17 protein-coding genes are annotated in these 24,011 nt (G+C 72.6%); 1 reads left to right on the top strand and 16 read right to left on the bottom strand.

The window, feature by feature from the left end:
• Window positions 1–132 precede the first annotated feature (132 nt).
• A complete protein-coding gene (locus tag AB0B83_RS14105; protein WP_311411082.1) occupies window positions 133–405 on the bottom strand; it encodes a GlsB/YeaQ/YmgE family stress response membrane protein in 273 nt (90 codons plus the stop codon).
• 187 nt (window positions 406–592) lie between these two features.
• On the bottom strand, window positions 593–1,855 hold the full coding sequence (locus AB0B83_RS14110; protein WP_357578520.1) for an FAD-dependent oxidoreductase: 1,263 nt from the start codon (window positions 1,853–1,855) through the stop codon (window positions 593–595).
• A gap of 135 nt (window positions 1,856–1,990) precedes the next feature.
• Between AB0B83_RS14110 and AB0B83_RS14115 the strand changes: the two genes are divergently transcribed.
• On the top strand, window positions 1,991–3,562 hold the full coding sequence (locus AB0B83_RS14115) for a helix-turn-helix domain-containing protein (RefSeq protein ID WP_357578521.1): 1,572 nt from the start codon (window positions 1,991–1,993) through the stop codon (window positions 3,560–3,562).
• Window positions 3,563–3,566: 4 nt separating this feature from the next.
• Here the strand turns inward: AB0B83_RS14115 and AB0B83_RS14120 are convergent, their stop codons facing one another.
• The 14 genes from AB0B83_RS14120 to AB0B83_RS14185 form a co-directional block, all read right to left on the bottom strand.
• Window positions 3,567–4,505: an aminoglycoside phosphotransferase family protein gene (locus AB0B83_RS14120; RefSeq protein WP_357578522.1), complete on the bottom strand. Its 939-nt coding sequence runs from the start codon at window positions 4,503–4,505 to the stop codon at window positions 3,567–3,569.
• Between the two features lie 37 nt (window positions 4,506–4,542).
• Window positions 4,543–6,747 carry an ATP-dependent RecD-like DNA helicase gene (locus tag AB0B83_RS14125; RefSeq protein ID WP_357578523.1) on the bottom strand — a complete coding sequence of 735 codons (2,205 nt, stop codon included), beginning with the start codon at window positions 6,745–6,747 and terminating at the stop codon, window positions 4,543–4,545.
• A 131-nt stretch (window positions 6,748–6,878) separates the two neighbouring features.
• Window positions 6,879–9,227 (bottom strand): AbfB domain-containing protein, encoded by a 2,349-nt coding sequence (locus AB0B83_RS14130; RefSeq protein WP_357578524.1) that lies wholly within the window; start codon window positions 9,225–9,227, stop codon window positions 6,879–6,881.
• 128 nt (window positions 9,228–9,355) lie between these two features.
• Complete coding sequence (locus AB0B83_RS14135) at window positions 9,356–12,784, bottom strand: discoidin domain-containing protein (RefSeq protein ID WP_357578525.1); 3,429 nt, start codon at window positions 12,782–12,784, stop codon at window positions 9,356–9,358.
• A gap of 314 nt (window positions 12,785–13,098) precedes the next feature.
• Window positions 13,099–14,154: an alcohol dehydrogenase catalytic domain-containing protein gene (locus AB0B83_RS14140; protein WP_357578526.1), complete on the bottom strand. Its 1,056-nt coding sequence runs from the start codon at window positions 14,152–14,154 to the stop codon at window positions 13,099–13,101.
• Window positions 14,141–14,860, bottom strand: a complete 720-nt coding sequence (locus AB0B83_RS14145; RefSeq protein ID WP_357578527.1) for a GntR family transcriptional regulator — start codon at window positions 14,858–14,860, stop codon at window positions 14,141–14,143. Before AB0B83_RS14145 ends, AB0B83_RS14140 begins: the two co-directional genes overlap by 14 nt.
• A gap of 8 nt (window positions 14,861–14,868) precedes the next feature.
• The gene (locus tag AB0B83_RS14150; RefSeq protein ID WP_357578528.1) at window positions 14,869–15,780 is read right to left on the bottom strand and encodes a 2-deoxy-5-keto-D-gluconate 6-phosphate aldolase domain-containing protein; all 912 of its coding nucleotides are present in this window, start codon (window positions 15,778–15,780) and stop codon (window positions 14,869–14,871) included.
• Window positions 15,777–16,778 carry an alcohol dehydrogenase catalytic domain-containing protein gene (locus AB0B83_RS14155; RefSeq protein ID WP_357578529.1) on the bottom strand — a complete coding sequence of 334 codons (1,002 nt, stop codon included), beginning with the start codon at window positions 16,776–16,778 and terminating at the stop codon, window positions 15,777–15,779. Before AB0B83_RS14155 ends, AB0B83_RS14150 begins: the two co-directional genes overlap by 4 nt.
• A complete protein-coding gene (locus AB0B83_RS14160; protein ID WP_132239812.1) occupies window positions 16,775–17,596 on the bottom strand; it encodes a carbohydrate ABC transporter permease in 822 nt (273 codons plus the stop codon). The genes AB0B83_RS14155 and AB0B83_RS14160 overlap by 4 nt, the downstream gene beginning before the upstream one ends.
• Window positions 17,593–18,456 carry a sugar ABC transporter permease gene (locus AB0B83_RS14165; RefSeq protein WP_192581238.1) on the bottom strand — a complete coding sequence of 288 codons (864 nt, stop codon included), beginning with the start codon at window positions 18,454–18,456 and terminating at the stop codon, window positions 17,593–17,595. The genes AB0B83_RS14160 and AB0B83_RS14165 overlap by 4 nt, the downstream gene beginning before the upstream one ends.
• 97 nt (window positions 18,457–18,553) lie before the next feature.
• Entirely contained in the window at window positions 18,554–19,849 is a 1,296-nt protein-coding gene (locus AB0B83_RS14170) for a sugar ABC transporter substrate-binding protein (RefSeq protein ID WP_357578530.1), read from the bottom strand.
• Between the two features lie 27 nt (window positions 19,850–19,876).
• Window positions 19,877–20,983, bottom strand: a complete 1,107-nt coding sequence (locus AB0B83_RS14175) for a diphosphate--fructose-6-phosphate 1-phosphotransferase (protein ID WP_357578531.1) — start codon at window positions 20,981–20,983, stop codon at window positions 19,877–19,879.
• A gap of 5 nt (window positions 20,984–20,988) precedes the next feature.
• Window positions 20,989–22,464: an aldehyde dehydrogenase family protein gene (locus tag AB0B83_RS14180; RefSeq protein WP_357578532.1), complete on the bottom strand. Its 1,476-nt coding sequence runs from the start codon at window positions 22,462–22,464 to the stop codon at window positions 20,989–20,991.
• Complete coding sequence (locus AB0B83_RS14185) at window positions 22,461–23,681, bottom strand: mandelate racemase/muconate lactonizing enzyme family protein (protein WP_357578533.1); 1,221 nt, start codon at window positions 23,679–23,681, stop codon at window positions 22,461–22,463. The genes AB0B83_RS14180 and AB0B83_RS14185 overlap by 4 nt, the downstream gene beginning before the upstream one ends.
• Between the last annotated feature and the right edge of the window lie 330 nt (window positions 23,682–24,011).

Here is a 24,011-nt window from a genome sequence, read left to right on the forward strand (position 1 = left end):
CCAGCAGGTGCGCGTTGGAGCCCCGGCCGAACGGCGCACCGGCGTTCACCGGCGCCATCGAGGCCCTCTACCCGGTGGCCTACAAGCTGAAGTCCCGCCACGAGGGCGGGCCGGCACCGTGGGACGTGCAGGTCAGCGGATGCGTCGGCGACCGTAGGCGCCGGCGGCGATGGCGACACCGATCGCGGCGAAGACGACCTGGAGGGCCAGCTCGATCCAGTCGATCCCCTTGGTGTCGTCGACGCCGAGGGCCCCGGCGACGAGGGTGCCGAGGATCGCCGCCACCACACCGATGAGCAGTGTGAGCCAGATCGGGATGTTCTGCTTTCCCGGAACGACCAGGCGGCCCAACGCCCCGATGATCAGGCCGATGATGATGGCAGTGAAGAAACCGGTGACTTCCACGTGGAGCCGTCCTTCCGGGAGAGTTGTCGTCGAGCTGCGGTGTTGCCCCCGCCGGAAGGGCGGCGAAACCACTCCCGGTCACTTCCACAGCTTCTTCATACAACTGTCATGGGGCCGGGTACGAAACGTCATGGCGTCATCCGACGCACGCCGCGCCGGCCACTCCTCGACCCCGGGCGGACGCCCGTCAGCGCAGCGGGTCGAACGGGCGCAGCTCGACGGGCTGCCCACCGCCGGTGATCTGCTCGGCGAGCAGCTCGCCGGTGAGCGGGCCGAGGGTGATGCCCCACATGCCGTGGCCGCCGGCGGCGAAGACGCGCGGCGACCTGGTCCGGCCGATCAGGGGCAGGCCGTCCGGGGTGCAGGGTCGCGAGCCGACCCACTCGTCGGTGCGGGTGTCCAGGTCGGCGCCCCGCAGCAGCGGTCGGGCGGCCTCGGCGATGGCCGAGACGCGGCGCCGGTCCAGCGGCGCCTCGGCGCTGCGGAACTCCATCATGCCGGCGACGCGCAGCCGGTCGCCCAGCGGCGTGCAGGCCACGCGCTGCGCGGGGAAGTAGACCGGGCCGGCCGGCAGGTGCTCGATGGCGACGCTGAAGCTGTAGCCGCGGCCGGCCTGCACGACGGTGCGGACGCCGAAGCGCCGGGCCAACTGGCCGAGCCAGGTGCCGGTCGCCAGCACCACCGCGTCGTAGCGCTCGTCGGTGCCGGCGGAGGTCACCACCCGGACACCGGTCGCCTCGTCGCGGACGTCCAGGACGTCCACGCCGGCCCTGACCGCTGCGCCCCGCGCGCGGACCGAGTCGGCCAGGGCGTGCACGTACTGGCCCGGGTTGACGTAGCGCTGGTCGTGCAGGCGGATGGCGGCGCCGATCGTGTCCGACAGCGAGGGCTCCACCTCCCGGGCCTCGGCCCCGGTGAGGACGTCGAACTCGATCCCCTGGCCCGCGGAGTGGATGTGCGCCAGTTCGTCGAGCAGGACCGACCGCTCGGCCTCGGTCCGGTACGCGGCGAGGAACGACTTCGCCTCGTGCGTCGGCACCGCGACCCCACCGGCGGTCAGCGCGTCGAACGCCTCCAGCGCCCGCCGGTTCATCGGGATGAGTGCCCGCATCGCGCTCTGCCACTTCGACGCCGTGCTGTGCCGCGCGAAGCCGGCCAGGAACCGCAGCAACCGGGCGTCCGCGCGCGGCGGCACGTAGACCGGCGAGGACGGGCTCAGCACGGCGCGCACCCCGTACCGCAGCACCGCCGGCTCCGGCAGGGGAGTGGTGATGCCGGGGGTGAGCCAGCCCGCGTTGCCCCACGACGCGCCCGCCGCGACCCCCGTACGGTCGAGCACGGTGACCCGGACCCCCCGCTCCTGCAGGAACCAGGCGGTGGCCAGCCCGACCATCCCCGCGCCGACGACGGCGACGTGCTGGGGGGCGGGCACTGACTCGACGGGGGACATGGCGTCTTCTCCTTCGGGCGCGACAGGGATCGCGGCCAATCCTGTCCCCACCGGGCCGGGAGGTCATTGTCCGTTCCGGCCAAGGATCGCCCAGGTCATTGGCCCTGCCGGACAAGATCGGGGCACAATCGCGGCATGCTCACCGTGGCTGGCGTGGTGGACGCGGCCGGCGCCGCGTTGCTCAAGGTCGTCGTCCCCGCCGACGAGGCGGAGGTACGCGATGTGACCCTCGCCGACGACGCCACGACCGGCCAGAGCGGTGACCTCGTCCTCGGCGCGGGCGTCGCGACCCCGGAACAGGCCCTCGCCGTCGTCGCGCGCTGCCAGGAGGCCGGGGCGGCCGGCCTGGTGCTCAAGCCTCCGCTGGCCGCGCACCCCGACGTGACGTCGGCCGCCGCCGAACGGCGCCTCACCCTGGTCGAGCTTCAACGTCACGGCTCCTGGGCCCAGCTCGTCTGGCTGCTCCGCGGGATGATCGACCGGGCCGTCGCGCCCGGCTCGTCGGAGGCCGGGGAGCCCGGCGTCTACGACGAGCTGTTCGCCCTCGCCGACGCGACCGCCGCCGTCGTCGACGCGCCGGTGACGATCGAGGACGCCCAGTCCCGGGTGCTGGCCTACTCGTCGCGCCAGGACCGCACCGACCCGGCGCGCGTGTCGACGATCGTGGGGCGTCGCGCCCCCGGCAACGTGATCGCCCACTTCCGTTCCCGTGGCGTCTTCCGCAAGCTCGCGACGGGCAGCGAGCTGATCTTCGTACCGCAGGGCCCGGACGGGACGTTGCCCCGCCTCGTCGTCCCGATCCGCGCCGGCGGCGAGCTGCTCGGCTCGATCTGGGCCGTCGTCGAGGGCCCGGTGCCGGAGGAGCGGCTGCGCGACCTCCAGGGCACGGCGTCCGTGCTGGCCCTGCACCTGCTCCGCCTGCGCGTGCAGGCCGACGTCGCGCGCCGGGTGTCGGCCGACCGCCTGCGGGCGGTCCTGCGGGCCCCCGGCGGGCTGGGCCGGGAGGAGCTGGCCCTGCCCGAGGGACCGTGGCGGGTCGTCGCCCTCGGCGGTACGGGGGAGATGGTCGACAACCTCGCCCTGTGGGAGTCGATCACCCGCCGGCACGGCTGGCGCCAGCCGCTGCTCGCTGACGTCGGGGACGTCCTGTTCGCCGTCCTGGTGGACGAGGGCGCCGCGCCCGGTTCGCGGCGGTGGATGGAGAAGCTGATCCACGACGTCGCCGTGCAGGACCCGGGTCTGTACGCCGCGTCCGGCGGCGTCGCCCGGAACCTGGCGGACCTGCCGCGCTCGCGCGCCGAGGCGGCGGAGCTGCTCGCGTTGCGCGGTCCGGCCGGGCAGCGGGGCCCGGTGCTGCGGTTCGAGGACCACTGGGCGGAGCTGGTCGTGCACCGGGTGGTCGGCGCCGTGCCGGGCGTCGACCTGCTGCTGGGCGGCCCCCTGCCCGGTCTCGTGGCCCACGACCGGGAGCACGGCACCGACTACGTCGCCACCGTCGCCGCCTGGCTCGACCAGCAGGGCGACCCGCAGCGGGCCGCCCGGCAGCTGCACGTGCACCCCAACACGCTCCGCTACCGGTTGCGTCGCCTCACCGAGGTCGTCGCCGTGGATCTCGACTCGCCGCGCACGCGGCTGGCGTTGCAGATCCAGCTCGCGGCGCTGCGCCCCGCACCGACCGCCGTAACCGGGGCGCGTGCGCGGGGCTGAGCCGTCACGGCACGTTCTCGGCGACGAGGGCTTCGGCGGTGGCGAGGAAGGACCGCGCCTGCGCGACGTCTCCGAGCTGCATGAGGAACAGGCCGGTGGAGACCCGTTCCAGGAAGCCCCACTGCCAGATGGCGGCCTCGTCGACGCCGGTGTGTCCGGCCAGGAGCTGGCAGTACCGTCGCGCGGTGCCGCGGGCGTCGCCGGCCGACAGCTGCGCACACCAGTCGCGCAGCACGACGCCGAGGTCGTAGGCGCGGTCTCCGAGGAAGCCGTCCGGGTCGACGAACACGAATCCGGACTCGGCCCCCGTCCGCGGCGTCGGCACCCGCAAGGCGTTGCCGGGGTGCGGGTCGCCGTGCACGACGACGTACCGCTGCTGGTCGGCGGCGGCGCAGCGCTGCTCGGCGAAGTGCAGGGCCCGGGCGACGACACGCTCCGGGCAGGGCTGGCCGAGGCCCTCCCAGAGTCGGCCGACCAACTCGCTGAGCTGGCAGGCCTTGTCCAGCGTCGGGGCGGCGGTGAGTTCCGGCCACGGCGCCGTTCGCCAGGCCTGGCGCAGCGTGCGGCAGAGCACCTCGATGACCTGTTCGACAGGTGTGTCCAGCTGGCTCAGGGACGGCCCGAGTGCCTCGATCAGCATCGCGTTCCGCTCGATGTCGTGCGCGAACAGCCGGGCGTACCCGTGGCCGCGCGCCTCGACCATGGTCGGCACCTGGCGGGTCAGGTCCGGATCGGGTAGGACCAGCTTGAGCACGGCGTCGCGACCGTTCGCCGTACGGGCCCGGGCGACGTACGCCGCGGTTCCGCCGGCCAGGGGAGCGCCGACGGCGATGTGCCACCGGCGTTCCAGCTCGGCGATCAGCGTTGGTAGCCGGGCGAGCCATCGCCGGCCCACGTCGCCGAGCTGGTGTGCCCGTCGTTCGACCAACGGCTCCACCTGCACGATCAAACTCCTCCTGCGGTTCGCCAGCAGCCAGTGCTCAGGCGAGGCGGTGGTCGAGGGCGGTGTGGCGACGCCCGGCCCCGACGGTACGGACGGCGGCGGCGAGGGCGCGGCGGGAACCGACCAGGACGACGAGCTTCTTGGCGCGGGTGACAGCGGTGTAGAGCAGGTTGCGTTGCAGCATCATCCAGGCGCTGGTGGTCAGCGGGATGACCACGGCGGGATACTCGGAGCCCTGCGAGCGGTGGATCGTCATGGCGTACGCGTGGGCCAGCTCGTCGAGTTCGTCGAAGTCGTAGTCGATGCTCTCGTCCTCGTCGGTGCGTACCGTCAGGGTCTGCTCGTCGGTGCTGAGAGCGGTGACGATGCCGACGGTGCCGTTGAAGACGCCGGCCTGGCCCTTGTCGTAGTTGTTGCGGACCTGGGTGACCTTGTCGCCGACGCGGAACACCCGTCCGCCCAGGCGGCGCTCGGGTAGCCCCTCGCGCGCCGGGGTGAGCCGCTGCTGGAGCAGCGTGTTCAGGGCCGCCGCGCCGGCCGGGCCGCGGTGCATGGGGGTGAGGACCTGGACGTCGCGGCGCGGGTCGAGGCCGAAGCGGGCGGGGATCCGGGCGCAGGCGACGTCGACGGTCAGGGCGGCGGTGGCGTCGGTGTCGTCGCTGGCGAAGAGGAAGAAGTCGCTGAGGCCCTGGAGCAGGGGCGGCCTGCCGGCGTTGATGCGGTGGGCGTTGGTGACGACCCCGGACTCCGCGGCCTGGCGGAAGACCTGCGTCAGCCGGACCCGGGGGATGGCCGGGGCGGCGAGCAGGTCCCGCAGGACCTCGCCGGCGCCGACGGAGGGCAGCTGGTCGACGTCGCCGACGAGCAGCAGGTGCGCGCCGGGCGGAACGGCCTTGACGAGCTTGTTGGCCAGGATCAGGTCGAGCATGGAGGCCTCGTCGACGACGAGGAGGTCGACGTCGAGGGGATTGTCCCGGTCGTGGCTGGCCTCCCCGCCGGGGCGCAGCTGCAACAGCCGGTGCACGGTGGCCGCCGGGTGCCCGGTCAGCTCCGACAGCCGCTTGGCGGCGCGGCCCGTCGGCGCGACGAGGGTGACCTTGGCCTTCTTCGCGGCGGCGAGTTCGACGATCGAGCGCACGGTGAAGCTCTTGCCGCAGCCGGGGCCACCGGTCAGCACGGCGACCCTGGAGGTGAGGGCGAGGCGGACGGCCTGTTCCTGCTCGGGGGCCAGCTCTGTGCCGGTGCGGGCCTTCAACCAGGCCAGCGCCCGGCCCCAGTCGACGCCGGTGAAGTGGGGCAGCCGGTCGGCGCGGTCGCGCAGCAGCCGCAGCAGGGATCCGGCGAGGGACTGCTCGGCGCGGTGGAACGGCACCAGGTAGACCGCCGCCGTCGGCTCGCCGTCCGGCCCGGGCAGCGTCTCGCGGACCACCCCCTCCTCACCGACGAGCCCGTCCAGGCAGGTGGTGACGAGGTCGGCGGGCACGTCGAGGATCTTGGTGGCGTCGGCGACCAACTGACCGTCGGGCAGGTAGCAGTGCCCGTTGTCGGTGGCCTCGGACAGGGTGTACTGGAGGCCGGCCTTGACCCGCTGGGGGCTGTCGTGCGGGATCCCGACGGCCTGGGCGATGGTGTCGGCGGTCCTGAAGCCGATGCCCCACACGTCGGCCGCCAGCCGGTACGGCTCGTTCCGGACCACCGTGATGGAGGCGTCGCCGTACTGCTTGAAGATCCGCACGGCCAGGGAGGTGGACACGCCGACGCCCTGGAGGAAGACCATCACCTCCTTGATGGCCTTCTGCTCCTCCCACGCCGCGGTGATCTTCGCGGTGCGCTTCGGTCCCAGGCCGGGCACCTCGACCAGCCGGGCGGGCTCCTCCTCGATCACGCGGAGGGTGTCGAGGCCGAAGTGGGCGACGATCCGCTCGGCGAACACCGGACCGATGCCCTTGACCAGCCCCGAGCCGAGGTAACGGCGGATGCCCTGGATCGTGGCCGGCAGAACGGTCGTGTACGAGTGCACCTCGAACTGCCGGCCGTACTGGGGGTGCGACGACCACCGGCCGGACAGGCGCAGGCTTTCCCCCGGCTGGGCTCCCAGCAGCGCGCCGACCACCGTGAGCAGGTCGCTGCCGTGGCCGGTGGCCACCCGGGCGACGGTGTAGCCGGTCTCCTCGTTGACGTAGGTCAACCGTTCGAGCACCGCGTCCAGGACGGCCGACGACGGGCGGGTGGGGGCAGTCACCCGCCCATCCTGCCTCCCGCCGACGCGACGGCGCCCTCGGCCCGGCCGCCTGCCCGGCCCGACCGATGCGGGCGGCGGCCCCCGGATCCACCGCCACCTGGGCGGCGGTGCGCCGGCTCGCGGTCCGGTCCTCACGGCGCCCAGGGCGCGGCGACGTTCCAGGTGCTGTCCGCGCTCCAGAGGGTGGGCGTGTCGTACGCCGCGCCGCCGGCGCCGTTGCTGAGCCACACCTCCGAGTTGAAGTGGCGCAGGAACGAGCCCCGGAAGTTGTACGACTCCAGGGAGACCCCGCCGCCGGTCAGCCCGGTGCGGGCGCACCAGGTGGCGTCGGCGCGCATCAGCGCCGAGCCGTCGTTCGGCGAGTTGCGGACCCGGGACGCGGCGTGCCGGAGGTACTGCCCCGGAAAGTTGACCGACTCGAAGGAGTAGCAGGTGGCGTCGGCCAGCCCCGCCCGGATCGTGTAGGTGGCGTCGTTCTTCAGCAGCGCCGTGCTGCCCGAGTCGACGACCTCGGTGTAGGCGAGGCTGTCCTGGTGCCGCAGGTACCTCTGCGTGTGTCCGGGCGTGGTCACCTGCAACGACCGGCGCGTGTTCAGCGGCAGTACGACCGGCTGGTTGTCGCCGAGCGACCTGGACGCGTCGATGAGCGCCTGGTTGGCTGCCCGGACCCGGGACTCGACCATCTTGACGATCTGGCGGTCGTAGGTGAGGAAGCCGTTCAGCTCGCCTTCGACGTCGGTGATCTCGGTGTAGACCGAGGCGCTGAGGCCCTTGCCGAGCATCAGGTTCCGGGTGCCCTGCACCAGCCCGACGTACCGGTCGGTGAGGGCGGTGGAGTTCGGCTGCCACTCGTAGGCGAAGAAGCCGCCGCTGGGGCTGTACTCGTGCCCCGGCGTCCGCAGGCCCAGGCCGCCGAACTCACCGAGTACGGCGACCCGGGAGGCCGACGGGCTCGGCGAGGCGGGGCCGAGGTACATGTGCCAGTCGTCGATGTCCCCGTTGCCCGGGTCGCCGAGGGACTGGCAGCAGTTGTGGCCGCTGTGCACGTTCACCAGCCGGGTCGGGTCCTGGTTCTTCACGTTCTGCCCGACCCGCCGGGTGTCGGCGAGCGCGCGTTCGCCCCACCCCTCGTTGTAGACGGTGTAGGCGACCACCGAGGGGGAGCTGCGGTGTTCGTCGACGATCTCCCTCGCCTCGGCCTCGAACTGTGCCTGCTGGGCGTTGTCGGCGTTGATGTCCTGCGCGGTCATCGAGGGGACGTCCTGCCACACCAGCAGGCCGAGGCGGTCGGCGTGGTAGAACCACCGCTGCGGTTCGACCTTGATGTGCTTGCGGACCATGTTGAACCCGAGGTCCTTGTGTTTCTGCAGGTCGAAGGCGAGTGCCGCGTCGGTGGGGGCGGTGTACAGCCCGTCCGGCCAGTACCCCTGGTCGAGGGTGCCGACCTGGAACACGAACTGGCCGTTGAGCTTAGGGCGCAGCACCCCGCCGACCATCCCGGTGGTGATCTCCCGCATGCCGAAGTAGTGCGTCGTCCGGTCCGCCTGGGCGCCACCCGGGTCGCGCAGCGTCACCCGTAGGCCGTAGAGGAACGGATCGTCCGGGGACCACCGGCGGGCGTTCGGCACCGGCACGCTGAAGTCGGTGAAGCCACCGGTGGCCGAGCCGACCAGCGTGCTTCCGTTCAGCGCCTCGGCCAGCACGCTGTGTCCGGTGACGTTGCCCCGGGTGGACACCCGCACCCGTAGCGTGTTGGTGGACAGGTTCGGATAGACGTCGACGCCGCTGATCGACGCGGTGGGCACCGGCTCCAACCAGACGGTCTGCCAGATGCCGGAGCTGGGGGTGTAGAAGATCCCACCCGGGGTCCTGGTCTGCTTGCCGATCGGGGGGAGGCTGCCGTTCTGCCGGCTGTCCGTGGGATCCCACACCTTCACCACGATCTCGTTCGTGCCGCCGTTGAGATGCGGCGTGACGTCGAACGTGAAGGCGTCGTAGCCCCCGGTGTGCCCGCCGACCTGCGCGCCGTTGACCCACACGGTGCTCTGCCAGTCGACTGCCCCGAAGTGCAGCAGGGTCCGGCGGCCGGACCAGTCGGCCGGCACGGTGAAGGTGCGTCGGTAGAACAGGTAGTGGCGGTTGTCGTTGGCGGCGCGCCGCACGCCGGACAGGGCGCTCTCCACCGGGAAGGGCACGTTCACCCGCTCGGGGAGGTTCGTGCCGAACTGCGGGGCGTCGTCGGTGGCGGACTGGCGCAGCTGCCACTCGCCGTTGAGGTTGAGCCAGTCGGGCCGGGTCATCTGCGGTCGGGGGTACTCCGGCAGGGGCGTGCCCGTGAGGGCCTGGCTGGTCCACGGCGTGGTCAGCGGGGGCGTCTTCGCGGGCGCCGCCCGGGCCGGGGACACCGGGGTGAGCAGGGCGGCCAGCAGGGTGAGGGCGGCCGCCAGCGGCAGGGTGCGGATGCGGGCGCGACGTGTCATGCCGTCTCCGATGTGGACGGGTCGCGCGGGCGCGGGGCCCGTGCGACGGACGGGGGTTCTTCAGGCCTGCGCGGGGTGCGGGCCGGGGGGGGGCGACCCGCGCGGGTCGCCCCGCCCCGGGCGTACGGTCAGCTCGTGGGCTCGACCCAGATGTTGCGGTAGTGGACGTTGAGGCCCGGGTCGCCGTGGTCCTGCAGCCGGATCGGCCCCACCGAGGGTCCCTCCGGGGCGCCGTTGCCGGTGGGCCCGTTGATCACCGCGTTGTCGTGGACGGTGACGCCGTTCCACACGACCGTGACCCGGGCGTTCTCCGTCTTGACCCCGGCGCTGTCGAAGCGGGCCGCCCGGAAGGTGACGTCGTAGGTCTGCCACGTCTCCGGTGCGCTGGCCGCGTTGACCGATGGCGCGATCTTTCCGTAGATGGCGCCGCCCTCGTCGTTGGCCGGGGTGGTGTCGCCGAAGGAGTCCAGGACCTGGAGTTCGTAGCGGTCCTGGAGGTAGATCCCGCTGTTGGCGCGGGCCTGGCCGGTGACGTCCGGCGGGAGGTTGGGCAGCCAGAACTCGACGTGCAGCCGGAAGTCACCGAACGCGCGCCGGCTGCGGATGTCGCCGCCGAGGACCTCCACGCCGCCCTTGGCCAGCGGCCACGTGGCCGGGGTGCCGTTGGTGCTCTCGAAGTTGTCGAGGTGGGACCCGTCGAGGAGCGTGACGCGACCGGTGTCGCCTGTGGGGCCGTGGGCCTCGAACTCGTAGATCCGGGCCGCGTTGTCGGAGGTGCTGGTGGCCTTGGTGACGTTGAGTCGGACGTATCTGGCCTGGGTGGGGGAGATGTCGTGGGTGGTGGTGTTGGCGGTGTTGGCGGTGACGTTCGTCGTGGTCGTCCACGAGGTGCCGTTGGTGCTGGTCTGGATGGTGAAGTCGCGGGTGTTCCAGGCGGTGTTCTCGCCGCCGGCGCCGGCGTGGCGTACGACGAAGCGGTTCACGCTGCGGGTGGTGCCCAGGTCGACCTGGAGCCACTTGGTGGTGCCCGTCGAGCACCACTTGTCACTGTTCCCACCGGACACGCTGCCGTTCACGGCCCTGGCCGGGCCCTCGGTGGCCGAGCAGGAACTGTCGGCCGTCGCCGCCCTGCCCAGCGCGAGGTTCCCGGTCGCGGTCTGCCCGCCGTAGGCCTCGAACTCGTAGATGCGGGCCGCGTTGTCGGAGGTGCTGGTGGCCTTGGTGACGTTGAGCCGGACGTATCTGGCCTGGGTGGGGGAGAAGTCGTGGGTGGTGGTGTTGGCCGTGTTGGCGGTGACGTTCGTCGTGGTCGTCCACGAGGTGCCGTTGGTGCTGGTCTGGATGGTGAAGTCGCGGGTGTTCCAGGCGGTGTTCTCGCCGCCGGCGCCCGCGTGGCGTACGACGAAGCGGTTCAGGCTCTGGGTGGTGCCCAGGTCGACCTGCAACCACTTGGTCGCGCCCGTCGAACACCACTTGTCGAGGTTGCCGCTGGTGGTCGTCCCGTTGACGGCCCTGGCCGGGCCCTCGGTGGGCGAGCACGAGCTGTCGGCGGTCGCCGCCCTGCCGAGCGCGAGGTTGACGGGCGGCTGCTGACCCGGGATGGCGTTGAGCGTGTACCAGACCTCGGTGCTCCAGAGCGACTGCCCGTTGCTGGCCGCGAACGGCCGGGGCGAGCGGACGTGCACGACCCGGCCGGGCTTGAGGCCGTTGATCGCCAACGTGACGGTCTTCCCGTCGGCCGACAGGGTGGCCGAGGAGACCGACAGCGTCTCCTCGTCGATCTTCGGCCCGCCGTACGCGGCCGTCGCCACGTAGCGCCACTGCTTGACCCGGTACTTGCTGGCCAGCGCGGTGGCGGTCGACGCCGACAGGGGCTGGGTGTACTCGATCTGGAAGCCGTTGGGGGTGGCCCGCATCGCCAGCATGTCGAAGTTGTTGCCGCCGTTCGGGGCGATCTTCTGCAGGCCGTAGCTGAGCTTGCCCTCCTGCCCCCAGTTGCCGCCGCCGTGCAGGCCGCCGGTGTAGATGGCGCCGTCGGGCCCGACGGACACCTCGGACACTCCCGCCTCCAGGCCCTGGGTCATCCGGAACAGCGCGCCCTGGTACTCGCCGTTGACCTTCTCCAGGTAGGCGCGCTGGAGCCCGCCGTAGGTGACGTCGCCGATGACCATCTGCCCGGCGAACGGGCCCTGGTTGAGCATGACGGGGGTGCTCGGCGAGTTGCCGATCTCGTTCTGCGGCAGCCAGAGCACCGGCTGGGTGACCGGGTTGTTGTCGAACGGGCCGGCCGGGTTCATGTAGTGGTTGAAGAAGCGCCCCTGCTTGACGTGCACGAGCTTCGACGACGGCAGCCAGCCGCCTTGGTTGTCGGTGACGAAGATGTCGCCCTCGGGGCCCCAGCCGATGCCGTGCGGGGTGCGCAGGCCGCCGGCCACGTAGTCGATCGCGCCGGTGCTCCGGTTCACCCGGATGGTCGTGCCCCGGTTCGGGGCCGGCTGCGGGTCGGTCGTGGCTCCGCCGTAGTTGATGGAGACCGAGAGGTTGAGGTAGAAGTAGCCGTCCCGGTAGAGCAGGCCGAACCCGAACTCGTGGAAGTTGCTGCCGAACGGCCAGGTGGCCACGGTGCGGTACTGGTCGGTCACCCCGTCACCGTTGGTGTCGTTGAGCTCGGTGAGTTTCGCCTTCTCCGAGACGTAGATCTTCCCGTCGACGATCTTGAGCCCCATCGGCTCCTGGAGCCCCGTCGCGACCCGCTCCCGGGTCACCTGGCCGGGGCTGGTGCTGCCGGTGACGTTGCCGAGGATCCACACCTCGCCCACGGTGGTCAGTGAACCGCCCCAGGTGGCCACGGCCAGCCGGCCGTCGGGGAACCAGTCGAACCCGGTGACCTGCGGCTGGAAACCGCTCGGGCGCAGGTCGGTCAGGGTGTAGTTCGGGTGCACCGACGTCAGCGGCAGCCCGTCGCCGGGGGAGTCGCCGCTGGCCTCGCACTCCTTGCGGCCGGGTGCGGTCACCCGGACGACGCCGGCGTCGGTGCTCAGCGCCGAGTCGGGGACGGTCACGAACGTGCTGGAGCCCGGCGTACGCCACTGCAACGTGAGCTGCTGGCCGCCCGTACGCTCGAAGTGCTCGATGCGCAGGGAGTGGTAGCCGGCGGTCAGGGTGACGGCGCCGTCCTTCGGTTCCGGGCCGTGCGCGCCGTCGTGGTCGACGATCAGTGTGTCGTCGATCAGCAGGCGGGAGCCGTCGTCGCTGATGAGCCGGAAGGTGTAGCTGCCGGCCTGGGTGATGTTGACGTTGCCGAGGACGTGGACCAGGAAGTGGTCCTCGATGCCGAAGTCGGCCGCGCTCGTCCAGTCGACCGTCGGCATGAGCTTGTCGACGTTCGGTGTCTGGCCGGCCTTCAGGGTGCAGAGGTTGTTGAGTGGCACCTGCAGGTCGAAGACGCGCAGGGTGACACCGGGCTCCTGCGGCGGCGGAGCCGCACCCGCGCTCGGCGGGGACAGCCACAGGCCGGCGAGGGCGACGACAGCGGTGAGGGCGCTTGCGAGGGGCACGCGTGCTCGTCGGGACGATCCGAGCATTCTCTCCTCCAGGGGAGCGGGACAACGACGTACGTCGTCGCGCGGCGCTCGGGCTCAGCGGCGGGCCCGGACATCGAACGGACATCGTTGTCATGTCCTGATGGTTGGCCTGGCACGCCGCTGCCTGGTGAGGGCAACACTATGATTCTTAAATCTAAATGTCTAGATGTTTGTGCGAGATCGTCTGAACTTTCGTCCGGACGGTCAAAAGTCGGCAACGCCGTACGGCGCCACCGGAGCCCGGCCCCGGTGGCGCCGCACGGATGGACCCGCCCGCTTCCGCCTGCCTACCGGCGGGCGGCCTCGACGCCGTGCGGGGCGACGAAGACCTTGTCGGCCTGGCCGACGGCCTGGGCGTCGAGCGCCTGCGAGGCCTTCTCCAGCGGGAAGAACGCCGGCCGCAGCCGGTCCAGACCGAGCGTCGGCAGCATGCCCACGGCGCGGTGGTGGGTGTACGGATTGATGACCGCCCCCACGATGGTCAGCTCGCGCGCGAAGACCTCGTTGGGGCGTACCCGGGCCTCCTCGTCCGGCCGGGCGACACCGAATACCAGGATCCGGCCGCCACGGCTGGCCATGCCGATCGCGGACTCCAGCAGGCGCGCCGAGCCGACCGCGTCGACGACGTACGGGAAGCCCAGACCGTCGGTCATGTCCCGGGCCGCCGCCCCGCTGGCCGGGTCGGTCGGATCGAAGGCGGCGTCGGCTCCCATCCGCAGCGCGAGGTCGCGGCGGTCCGGGCGGGGATCCATGACGACGACGGGGGCGAGCCCCCGGGAGCGGGCCAGCGCCACCATCATCGCCCCCGCCGGGCCGGCGCCGTAGACGAGCACGGGCAGGCCGGAGCGGGGCGCGAGCTGGTCCATGCCGTGGATGCAGCACGCGAGCGGCTCGGTGAGGGCGCCGATCCACGGTGGGGTGTCCGGAGGCAGCCGGTAGGCGATCCGTGCCGGCACGACCATGCGCTCGGTCATCCCGCCGTCGAGCCGTACGCCGTAGCCCCGCTTGGCGTCGCAGAGGTGTTCCTGCCCCAGCCGGCAGTACGCGCAGGCGGTGCAGTAGTCGTGGGGCTCGACGGTCACGAGGTCGCCGGGCGTGAGCCGGTCGACCCCGGGGCCGACCTCCCGCACCCGTCCGCAGACCTCGTGGCCCAGCACGACCGGGCGGGCCGCCGGGAAGCTGCCGCCGACGATGTGGCCGTCCGTGCCGCAGACCCCGACGGCCAGGGGCTCGATGGCCACCTCGCCGGCACCCGGGACACGCGCGGGCAGCTGCTCGACGCGTACGTCGCCGGGACCGTGGCACCGGACGGCGGCGATCGTGCGGGCGTCAGTAAGCGGCACGGAGCAGCTCCTTGAGTCGGCGGATGTGCGCCCGGGCGGCCTCACCCGCGGCGTCGGGATCACCCGAGCAGAGCGCCTCGAAGATGGCCTGGTGGTCGGCGACGGCCTGGGCCATGCCGCCGGTGAGGCTGGTCGAGCGCATCGCGATCAGGACCCGACTCTGGACGCCGTCGAGCATCCGGGTCAGCACCGGGCTCTGCGCGGCCTGCCGGATCTCCCGGTGGAACGCGGCGTCGAGCTCGATGTGGCGGGCGAAGTCGCCGTCCGCCGCGACCTGCCGGTGCTCGGTGAGCAGGGCGAGCAGGCGGCGGCGCAGCGCCGGGCTGTAGCGCTGCGCCGCCAGCCGGGCCACCGCCCACTCCAGAGCCTCGCGGGCCTCGTAGAGGCTGACCAGTTCCTCGCCCTCGATGCGGGCGACGACCGCGCCGCGGTTGAGGGTCTCGCGCGCCAGCTCGTCCTGCACCAGGCGGATCACCGCGTCCCGCACGGGGCTGCGGCTCACCCGGAACTCCTCGGCCAACGCCGGGACGCTCAGCCGGGTGCCGGGCCGCAGCTCGCCGGAGATGATCCGGTCGCGCAGCGTCCGGTAGAGCAGCTCGCCGACCCGCTCACCGGTGTGCGGGTCCGCCTCCTGCGCGGGCGCGGACGCGGTGGCGGGCGCCGGCAGCGTCGCGGCGGGGGGCCGGGGCGGGGAAGGTGGCGTCACTGGTGTCCTCACTCGTGCGGCTCGGGCCCGACCGGCACCGCGGCGAGGAACGCGGCGGCGAATCCGCGATAGTTCGCGGCGACCGCCGCCACCGCCTGAGGGCGGGCCAGGTCCCCGGCGAGCAGCCCGCGCAGCGCGTCCCACCAGATGCTACGCCCGATAGCGAAGCCGGTGAATCCGGCGGCGGCGGCGTCGGCGAGCCACCCCTCGACCCGCGCCGCCGGCGCGTTGGCGCCGAGCAGGATGCACTCGCCGCCGGCCTCGGCCGCGATCCGGGCCGCGGTGCGGTAGTGCTCCTGCCGGTCGAGGTGCTCCAGCTTCCAGACGTCCACCGGCACCTCCTCGAGCAGCTCGGTCATCGCGCGGTGCACCAGCGCGGGACGCAGGTCCCGCTCGAACCGTCCCAGGTCGCCGCCGACGGCGTCGAGCTGCGCGGGCGTGGGCGGCGCGAGCAGCTCGAACAGGAAACGGCCACCGGTGTCGCGGACCGTCGCGGACACCTCGGCCAGCCGGGCGCGCTGGACGCGGTTGCCGTCGACGTCGCCCTCGACGTTGTAGCGGACCAGGACCTTGGGCAGCTCGGGGCCGTGGTGCTCCAGGTGGGACCTGAGGTCGGCCGGCTCGGTCTCGTAGATCTCGCAACCGCCGCGTTCGAGCGGCATGCTCACGGTCACCCCGTTGGCGTGCGCCCGCTCGGCCACGCCGGGGCCGAGCGTCGCGTCGACGAGGATGCCGGCGTGCGCGGCGAGCCTCGGCTCGTCCGCGAGCGCCGCGAGCAGACCCTCCACCACCATGTGCTTGCCGTCGGCGATCGCCGCGCGCTGGCCGCGCGTGGCGGTGCCGGTGTGGCCGTAGAGCGCCTGGGTGAGCCAGGGACGCTGGTCGACCGCGAGGATGAGCAGGTGCTGCGGCTGGTTCATGAGGCGTCCTCCGACACGATGCAGGGTTTGAAGTAGTCGCCGGCGACGAAGCGGGCGAAGGCGTCCGGCAGTTCGGCGAGGGTCACCGGCACCGTCAGCCGGTCCCGCAGCGCGGCGCCGTGGTCGCGCAGCAGGTCCCAGTTCGCCTCGACCTCGCTGGTGGGGAAGTAGAAGGAACGCACCGTGTAACAGTCGGTGCGCCGCCAACGGGGCGTCGCGGGCATCGTGTAGGGCTCGTCGGACTCGCCGAGGGCGATCACCGCGCCGCCGGGCGCGACCACCCGCTGCGCGGTCTCCCGGGCCGCCGCGGCCCCGCTGACCTCGACCACGAGGTCGTACTGGTTCTCCGCCGCCAGGTCGCCGGCGGCCCGGGCGCCCAGCTCGACGGCCGTGGCCAGGCGACCCTCGTGCGGGTCGAAGGCGTCCACCTCGCCGACGCCGAAGGCGCCCGCCACGGCGACGACACCGAGGCCCAACGGGCCGGCGCCGATGACCAGCGCCCGGTCGACGCCGTCGGGCTGCGTGCGCTGCCACAGGCGCAGGGCGTGCGCGGCGGTGCCCACGGTGTCCAGACCCAGCACCGCCGTGTCCAGCGGCACGTCGTCGGGCACCGGCAGAAGGCAGCGGGCCGGCACGTCGACGTGCTCGGCGAACCCGCCGTCGCGCTGCCAGCCGATCAGCTCCCGCAGGTGCAGGCACTGGTTGGTGCGGCCGGCGGCGCAGCGTCGGCACGTACCGCAGAAGACCGGGATGTAGACGATGCCGCGGGTCCCGACGGGCACGGTGACGTCCGCGCCGACGTCGACCACGGTGCCGGCGATCTCGTGCCCCGGCACCACGGGCGAGCCCGACCGCAGCAGCCGCTTGTCCGAGCCGCAGAGGGCGCAGACGTCGACGCGGACGCGTACCTGCCCGTTCGCTACCGGGCCGAGGGTGGCCCGCTCGAAGTCGATCCGTCCGTCGCCCAGGAAGCGGGCACGGACACTGGTGGTCGTCACTTGACGGCACCTCCGGTGATTCCACGCACCAGCCACCGCTGCGCGAAGATCGTCAGCAGGAGGGCCGGCGCTGAGATGAGCGTGCTCGCGGCCATCAGACCGCCGAAGTCGTTCGATCCCTGGCCGATGAAGTTGAAGGCGATGACCGTCAGCGGCAGCGTCTGGTCGTTGGCGAGCGCCAGGGCGAACAGGAAGTAGTTCCAGGAGAAGACGAAGCTGAGCGTGAGTGCCACCGAGACGCCCGGCATGGCGAGCGGCAGCACCACCATGCGGAACCGCTGCCAGGTGGAGGCGCCGTCGATGAGCGTCGACTCCTCGATGCTGATCGGGATCTCCTCGAAGAACGGGATCAGCAGCCAGATGCACAGCGGCAGGGTGACGATCAGGTGCGCCACGATGAGCAGGGCGTAGTTGAGCCCCGTGTTCGACGGGGCGTCGATGCGGATGGAGAGCACGAACAGCGGCAGCACGAACAGCACGCCGGGTGCCATCCGGGCGAGCAGCGTCACGAAGCCCAGCGTGTTCAGCTGCCGCCGGACGATCACGTACGCGGCCGGCGCGCCCAGCACCAGGCCGAGCAGGGTGGAGCCGCCGGCCACGATGAAGCTGTTGACGATGTAGCGGCCGAACTCGAAGCGCTCGAACAGGTTGGTGAAGTTCTCCAGCGTCAGCGGCGAGGCCACGTCGAACAGGGAGCCGGTGATGTCGACGTTGCGCCGCAGCGACGACCAGAGCATGAACAGCACCGGGCCGAAGAAGACCACGGCGAACAGGACGTACGCGGTGTAGACGCCGACCAGCCGCTTGCCCGCGCTCATTTCGCGGCCCTCCTTCGGACCAGGGTGAAGACGGTGGCGATCAGGACGACGAGGACCAGCAGGGCGATCTGCAGGGCGGCGGCGTAGCTGGGCGCCTGGTTGATGAACGCCTCGTTGTAGCCGTACACGTTGAGGGTGTTCGTCGAGTCGACCGGCCCGCCCTGGGTCATGATGTAGATGGTGTCGAAGAAGCGGACCAGGTCGACGGTGCGCAGCAGCATCGCGACGATGAGCACCGGCCGCAGCAGGGGCAGACCGATGTTCCACGCGGTACGCCAGCCGCTCGCCCCGTCGATGGCCGCCGCCTCGAACGGCTCCTCCGGCAACGACCGGATGCCGGCGGAGATGATCAGCGCCATGAACGGCGTCCACTGCCAGATGTCCACGAGCGCGATGGACCAGGGCGCGATGGACGGGTCACCGAGCCAGACCACGGGGTCGATCCCGATGACGGCCAGCAGCTCGTTGGCCGCCCCCAGCGACGGATCCATGATCAGCAGCCAGAGCAGGCCGACCGCCACCGACGCGGTGATCGCCGGGATGAGCATCATGCCCTGGAAGACGCGCCGACCCGGCACGTCCAGGCTCATCACGTAGCCGAGCGCGAGTCCCAGCACGGTCTCCACGGCGAGGCACACCACGAAGAGGAAGAGCGTGACCTTCAGGGAGTTGTAGAACGCCGGGTTGGCGAACATCTGGGCGTAGTTGTCGAACCCGAGGAAGCCCGTGTTCGTGCCGTCGGACTGCCGGTCGGTCACCGACAACCAGACGGTGTACGCGATCGGCAGCAGGACCAGCAGGGCGGTGACCACGGCGGCCGGCACCACGAAGGGCCAGATCCCCCGGGCGGTCGGATGCACCGTCCTTCTCGGCCGGCGCCCCGCCCCCCGCCCCGCCGTGCTGGCGGGGCGGGGGCCGGTCGGGCGTTTCGTCGTCGTGTCGGTGCTCATGAGGCTCCTACTCGCTGTTCTTCGCCAGCAGCGGGGTGAGGCCGTCCTGGATCTGCTTGGCCGCGTCCGCGGCGCTCGCCCGGCCGAGGATCACGGTGCCGACCGCGTCGCCGATGACCTTGCGCATCTCGGGGGCCGCGACACCCACCGGCCCGACCTCGGTGTCACCGTCGGTCTGCGCCTTCGTCAGCGCCGCGTTCCACTGCTTGAGCGTCTCGGTGTTGAGGGTGGCGGTGTAGGCCGGGTCCTGGCTGACCGAGGTGCGCGGCGGCGCGATGCCGGACTTGGTGAGCTCCAGCTGCGTCTTCGCGCTGGTGGCCCACTGCACGAACTTCCACGCCGCGTCCTTGTTCTTCGAGAACGAGGAGACCGACAGGCCCCAGGAGAGCACGGTGGTCTTGGAACCGGCGGCGCCGGCCGGGAAGTCGAGGACGCCGATCTTGTCCGCGATCTTGGAGGTCTTGGGGTCGACGATGCTGCTGACCTCGTTGCTCGACTCCAGCTCCATGGCGGCGTTGCCGGCGGCGAACAGGGCCGAGGACTGGGTGAAGGTGTTGTTCACGACGCCGGGCGGGCCGTACTCGCGGGCCAGGGTGGCGTAGCGGTCGATCGCCTCGATCGCCTTCGGGTCGTCGAAGTTGGGCGTGCCGTCGGGCTTGGTCCAGCTCACGCCCTGCGAGTGCAGGAACGGACCGAAGGTGAACGGCAGTGCCGCGGACTGTCCGCGCAGCGCGATCGGGGTGACGCTGCCGCCGGACTTCTGCTTGATCGTCTCGGCGGCGGTGGTCAGCTCGTCGAGCGTCTTCGGCGGCGTGACGCCGTACTTGTCGAACAGGTCGGTGCGGTAGTACAGCACCACGCCCTCGACGTTGATCGGCGCGGCGATCAGCTTGTCGTTGACGGTCATGCCGGCCCGTACGGCGGCCGGGAAGTCGTCGACGTCGTAGTCCGCCCCCGCCTTGCCGACGTGCTCGTCCAGCGGCTCGTAGTAGTTGGACTTGGCGAACTGGGGGCCCTCACGGGAGGGCAGCGTCATGAACACGTCCATCGAGGCACTGCGCGACTGGAGGTTGAGCTGCACCTTGTCGCGCATCTGCTGCTCGGCGAACGTCTGGACCTTCACCGTGACGCCCGACTCCTTCTCGAAGTCGTCGATCAACGGCTCGATCGCCCGCTGCCAGGGGTGGTTCGACATGATCAGGTTGATCTCGTTGGCGGAGCCGGCGGAGTCCGAGCCGCAGCCGGCGGTGAGTCCGCCGACCAGGGCCAGGGCGAGCGCCGCGCTCAGGTACCTGTGCCGCATGTGCCTGCCTTTCGATGGAGGGGTCACTCAGGCGATGAGAGGGGTGAGCCAGTCGTGGAAGTCGCCGAGGTCGGCGGGGTCGGTCGTGCGCCACGGCGCGGGTACCGGTCGGGTGCGGCCGGCCACCTCCGCCAGTGGCACCGGGTCGTACCCGGCGGCGTAGGGGTCGGTGCCGACGCGGTGCAGGCCGACCATGAGCCCGCTGCGCCCGTCCGCGAGCAGCCGCGCGGCGTGCCGCCCGGCCTCGGTCGCCTCCCGGCGGTCGACGTCGCCGGCCAAGGCGCCGGCCGAGCGCTGCACCATGCCGAGGACCTCGCCGCGGGCGGCGACCCCGAGTTCGGCGGTGACGAGCGCGGCGAGCCGGCGGGACACCCCGCCCAGCAGGATCCGGGTGTGGTTGGCCGCCTCGAAGGGCTCGTCGGTCAGCTCGCGGGCGGCACCTTCGCTGGTCACCACGAACGCGCGGCCGTGCTTGTGCAGGGCGTCGTCGACCTGGCGCAGGAAGTCGGCCCGGTCGAACGGCACCTCCGGCAGCAGGACGAGGTGCGGTGCGTGCGCCGGGTCCTCCCGGTGCCACGTCGCGGCCAGCGCCAGCCAGCCCACCGACCGGCCCAGGGTCTCCACGATGCGTACCGGCTCGATCGCCCGCATGGCCGCGTGGTCGCGGGCGAGGTCGGGCACGACCCGGGTCAGGTAGCGCGCGGCGGAGCCGAATCCCGGGCAGTGGTCGACGCCGACCAGGTCGTTGTCGACGGTCTTGGGGATGCCTGCGGTGCACAGGGGCAACCCGGCCTGCTCGGCGCGTTCGGTGAGGGCCCGCAGCAGCGCCATCGTGCCGTTGCCGCCGATCAGGGCGACCCCGTCGACGCGGTGCTCGGCGAGCGTCGCGACCGCCGCGTCGAGGTCGTCGCCGGTGACCGCCCGGCGGCCGGCGCCGAGCCAGGACCCGCCGCGGTGGGTCCAGGCGGGCGGGACGTCGGCGAGGGTGACCGGGGTGAGCCGGCCGTCGACGAGACCGTCGGGGCCCCCGCGCAGGGCGAGGACCTCGTGGCCCTCAGCGCCCTCCAGGAAGCCGCGCAGGCTCGCGTTGACGACGGCGGTCGGCGCGCCGGTCTGGCCGATGAGCAGGCGCATGACGCTCAGGCCCTCACCGGGCGGGAGGCGACGCTGAGGTGGGTCTGGAACGCCTCCAGGCCCGGCCGGCCGCCCTCGTAGCCGACGCCCGAGTCACCGAGCCCGCCGAACGGCACCCACGGCGTGTTCGGCGTGCCCGTGTTGATCCCGACGATGCCGGCGCGCAGCCGGTCGGCGACCGCCCGCGCGGCGTCCAGGTCGGTGCCGCACACGTAGCCGGCGAGCCCGTAGCCCGTGGCGTGGTGCACCGCCAACGCCGCGTCGAGGTCGTCGTAGACGTGCACCGGCGCGACCGGTCCGAAGATCTCACCGGTCATGGCGCGGCTGTCCACGGGCGCGTCGAGCAGCACCGTCGGGGCGGCGTAGTGCCCGACGGACGGTGCCGCGCCGTGCGGCGCGACGGCACGGGCGCCCCGGGCGACGGCCTCGTCGACCAGAGCGGCCATGCGTGCCGGGTCGCCGGCCGGGGCGAGCGGGCCGATGTCGGTGCCGGGGTCCCGGGGATCGCCGACGCGCAGGGCGCGGGTGGCCTCGACGAACGCCTCGACGAACTCCCCGGACACCTCCCGGGCGACCAGGATCTGGTTGGCCGCGATGCAGGACTGGCCGTTGTTGCGGTACTTGGCGACCATCAGGGTCTGCGCCGCGGCCTGCGGGTCGGCGTCCGGGAGGACGACGAACGGCGCGCAGCCGCCCAACTCCATCACCGTACGCAGGAACCGCGGCGCCGCCTCGGTGGCCACCAGGCGACCGACCCGGGTCGACCCGGTGAACGAGACCGCCCGCACCGCCGGCGCCGCGAGCCACGGGGAGACGACGTCGGCCGGGGTGCCGAGGACGGTGCCGAGCACCCCGTCGGGCAGGTGCCGCTCGCACACCGCGGCGAGCACCATCGACGACAGCGGAGCCAGTTCCGAGGGCTTGAACAGCACCGGGCAGCCGGCGGCGAGCGCCGGTGCGATCTTCCGGGCGGGGATGGAGACCGGGAAGTTCCACGGGGTGAGTACGGCCGCGACCCCGACCGGCCGGGCGGCGACCCGGTGCTCGTGCTGCGGCACCACCGTCAGCCGCTGCTCCTCCTGCCGCTCGACGAGGTCGGCCATGACCCGGAAGTAGGTCACGGTCAGCCCCAGCTCGGCGGTGGACTCGGCGAGCCGCTTGCCGGTCTCCCTGGTGATCAGCCCGGCCCAGTCCGGGCGGGTCGCCAGGGCCTCGATGTCGTCGGCGATGGCCCGCAGGGCCGCGGCGCGCTCCGCCACCGGGGTGGCCGCCCAGGTCGGCAGCGCGGCGGTGGCGGCGGCGAGCGCGCGGGCGGCGTCGGCCGAGCCGCCGGTGCTGACCTCGGCGAAGGCCGTCCCGGTGGACGGGTCGACGACGGGCAGGGTGGGCGCCCCCGTGACGGCGCCCGGGACCGCCCGGCCGCCGATGCGCACCGCGCTCGGGGTTGCCAGGACCTCGTCGACGATCGGGGAATCGGTCACGACAGCTGCTCCTCGTACGGGTCGAGCTGGTCCGGATCGAGGTCGATACCGAGACCGGGGCGGTGGGGCACGGTGACCGTGCCGTGGGCGGTCAGGAACTCGTCGGCGGCTTGGCGCAGCGGGTTGGACCGGACGTCCCACTCGACGAGGGACGTCGCCGGGCTGCTGGCGGCCACCTGCACGGTCGCGGCGGTCGCGATCGCGCCGTTGTACAGATGCGGGTTGACGGTCTTGCCGGCGGCCTCGGCGGCCCGGAGCACCGTCAGGTACTCGCTGATCCCACCGACCTTGGTGAGGTCCGGTTGCACGATGGTGACCCCGCTGCCGCGCAGGTACGGGGTGAAGGCCGCGGCGCCGTAGAGGTTCTCGCCGGTGGCCAGGGGCATGCCGGTGCGGGCGCCGAGCTCGTCGAGTTCCTCCGGACGGTCGCCGGCGAGCGGCTCCTCGACCCAGGCGACACCCAGGTCGGCCAGCGCCGGCAGCATCCGCAGCGCCTCGGGCAACGACCACGCCTGGTTGGCGTCGGCGAAGATCTGCGCCCCGTCGCCGAGGACGCGCCGCGTGGTGCGGACGTTGTCCAGGTCCCGGTCCCGGCCGAAGCCGACCTTGACCTTCACGGCGGTCAGCCCGAGCGCCCCGCAGTGCGTCGCGGTCTCGGCGACCCCGGCGGGGCCGAGGCTGGAGCCGTAGACGGGCAGCTCGGTGCGGGGGTGCGTGGTGAGCAGCGACGCCAGGCTCCGCCCGGCGTGCCGGGCGGCCAGGTCCCAGAGCGCGATGTCGACCGCGCTCACCGCCTGGTGGATCGGGCCGGGCGCACCCCACTGGCGGCCCAGCGGACCCAGCTTCGCCATCAGCGCCCGCTGCGCGTCGGCGGGGTCGGCCGGCCGCGTGCCGAGCAGCAGCGGCGCCACGCCCTCCCTGATCGTGGCGACGCGCTCGCGCCAGGCCCAGGACGGGTAGTTTGCCCAGCTCTCGCCGATGCCGACCGAACCGTCGGCCAGCTCGACCTCGACCAGCACCATCACCCGGTGGGTCAGGGGAGCGAAGGACATCGCGATCTGCTCGGCGGGCCGGGCGCGGAACACCCGGCACCGCACGTCGGCGACGGGGACGTCGGGCAGCCGCACGGCGCCCACCGAGGCGCCGGCCTGCTCGGCCGAGGGACCGGCCTGGTCGACCGCGTCCGGGGCGTGCTGCAGATCTCCGCTGAGTCCCATGAGGCCTCTCTCACACTTGTGAAGAACTGCATGCAGTTCTAGCCGGCGTTCATCGGCCCGTCAAGGGCTGGAAACAAACTGGGGCGTCCCGGTGGCCGGCGGTGGCGGGCGAAAAAGGACGACGCGCCCCGCAACGGGACGCGTCGCCGCGCGGTGGTGCTGGTGGGCTACGTGGGCCGCCGGGCCCGGCGCGGGGCTACGCGGACGGCAGGGCCTGCTGCTGGGCTACGCGCCGCCGCTGGGCTACGCGGACGGCAGGGCCCGACGCTGGGCTGCCGGGACGGCCGGAGCCCGCGGCAGGGCGTCGTGGCACCCGGTGCCGCCCGCCGG

The sequence above is a fragment of the Micromonospora sp. NPDC049060 genome (assembly GCF_040649055.1).
Lineage (GTDB): Bacteria > Actinomycetota > Actinomycetes > Mycobacteriales > Micromonosporaceae > Micromonospora > Micromonospora reichwaldensis.

What these genes read in the sequence shown, in the direction of transcription:
- AB0B83_RS14160 (WP_132239812.1), bottom strand. Translation starts at nt 17,596, where the DNA reads ATGAGCGCGGGCAAGCGGCTGGTCGGCGTCTACACCGCGTACGTCCTG.
- AB0B83_RS14115 (WP_357578521.1), top strand. Translation starts at nt 1,991, where the DNA reads ATGCTCACCGTGGCTGGCGTGGTGGACGCGGCCGGCGCCGCGTTGCTC.
- AB0B83_RS14175 (WP_357578531.1), bottom strand. Translation starts at nt 20,983, where the DNA reads ATGCGCCTGCTCATCGGCCAGACCGGCGCGCCGACCGCCGTCGTCAAC.
- AB0B83_RS14130 (WP_357578524.1), bottom strand. Translation starts at nt 9,227, where the DNA reads ATGACACGTCGCGCCCGCATCCGCACCCTGCCGCTGGCGGCCGCCCTC.
- AB0B83_RS14185 (WP_357578533.1), bottom strand. Translation starts at nt 23,681, where the DNA reads ATGGGACTCAGCGGAGATCTGCAGCACGCCCCGGACGCGGTCGACCAG.
- AB0B83_RS14170 (WP_357578530.1), bottom strand. Translation starts at nt 19,849, where the DNA reads ATGCGGCACAGGTACCTGAGCGCGGCGCTCGCCCTGGCCCTGGTCGGC.
- AB0B83_RS14110 (WP_357578520.1), bottom strand. Translation starts at nt 1,855, where the DNA reads ATGTCCCCCGTCGAGTCAGTGCCCGCCCCCCAGCACGTCGCCGTCGTC.
- AB0B83_RS14150 (WP_357578528.1), bottom strand. Translation starts at nt 15,780, where the DNA reads ATGAACCAGCCGCAGCACCTGCTCATCCTCGCGGTCGACCAGCGTCCC.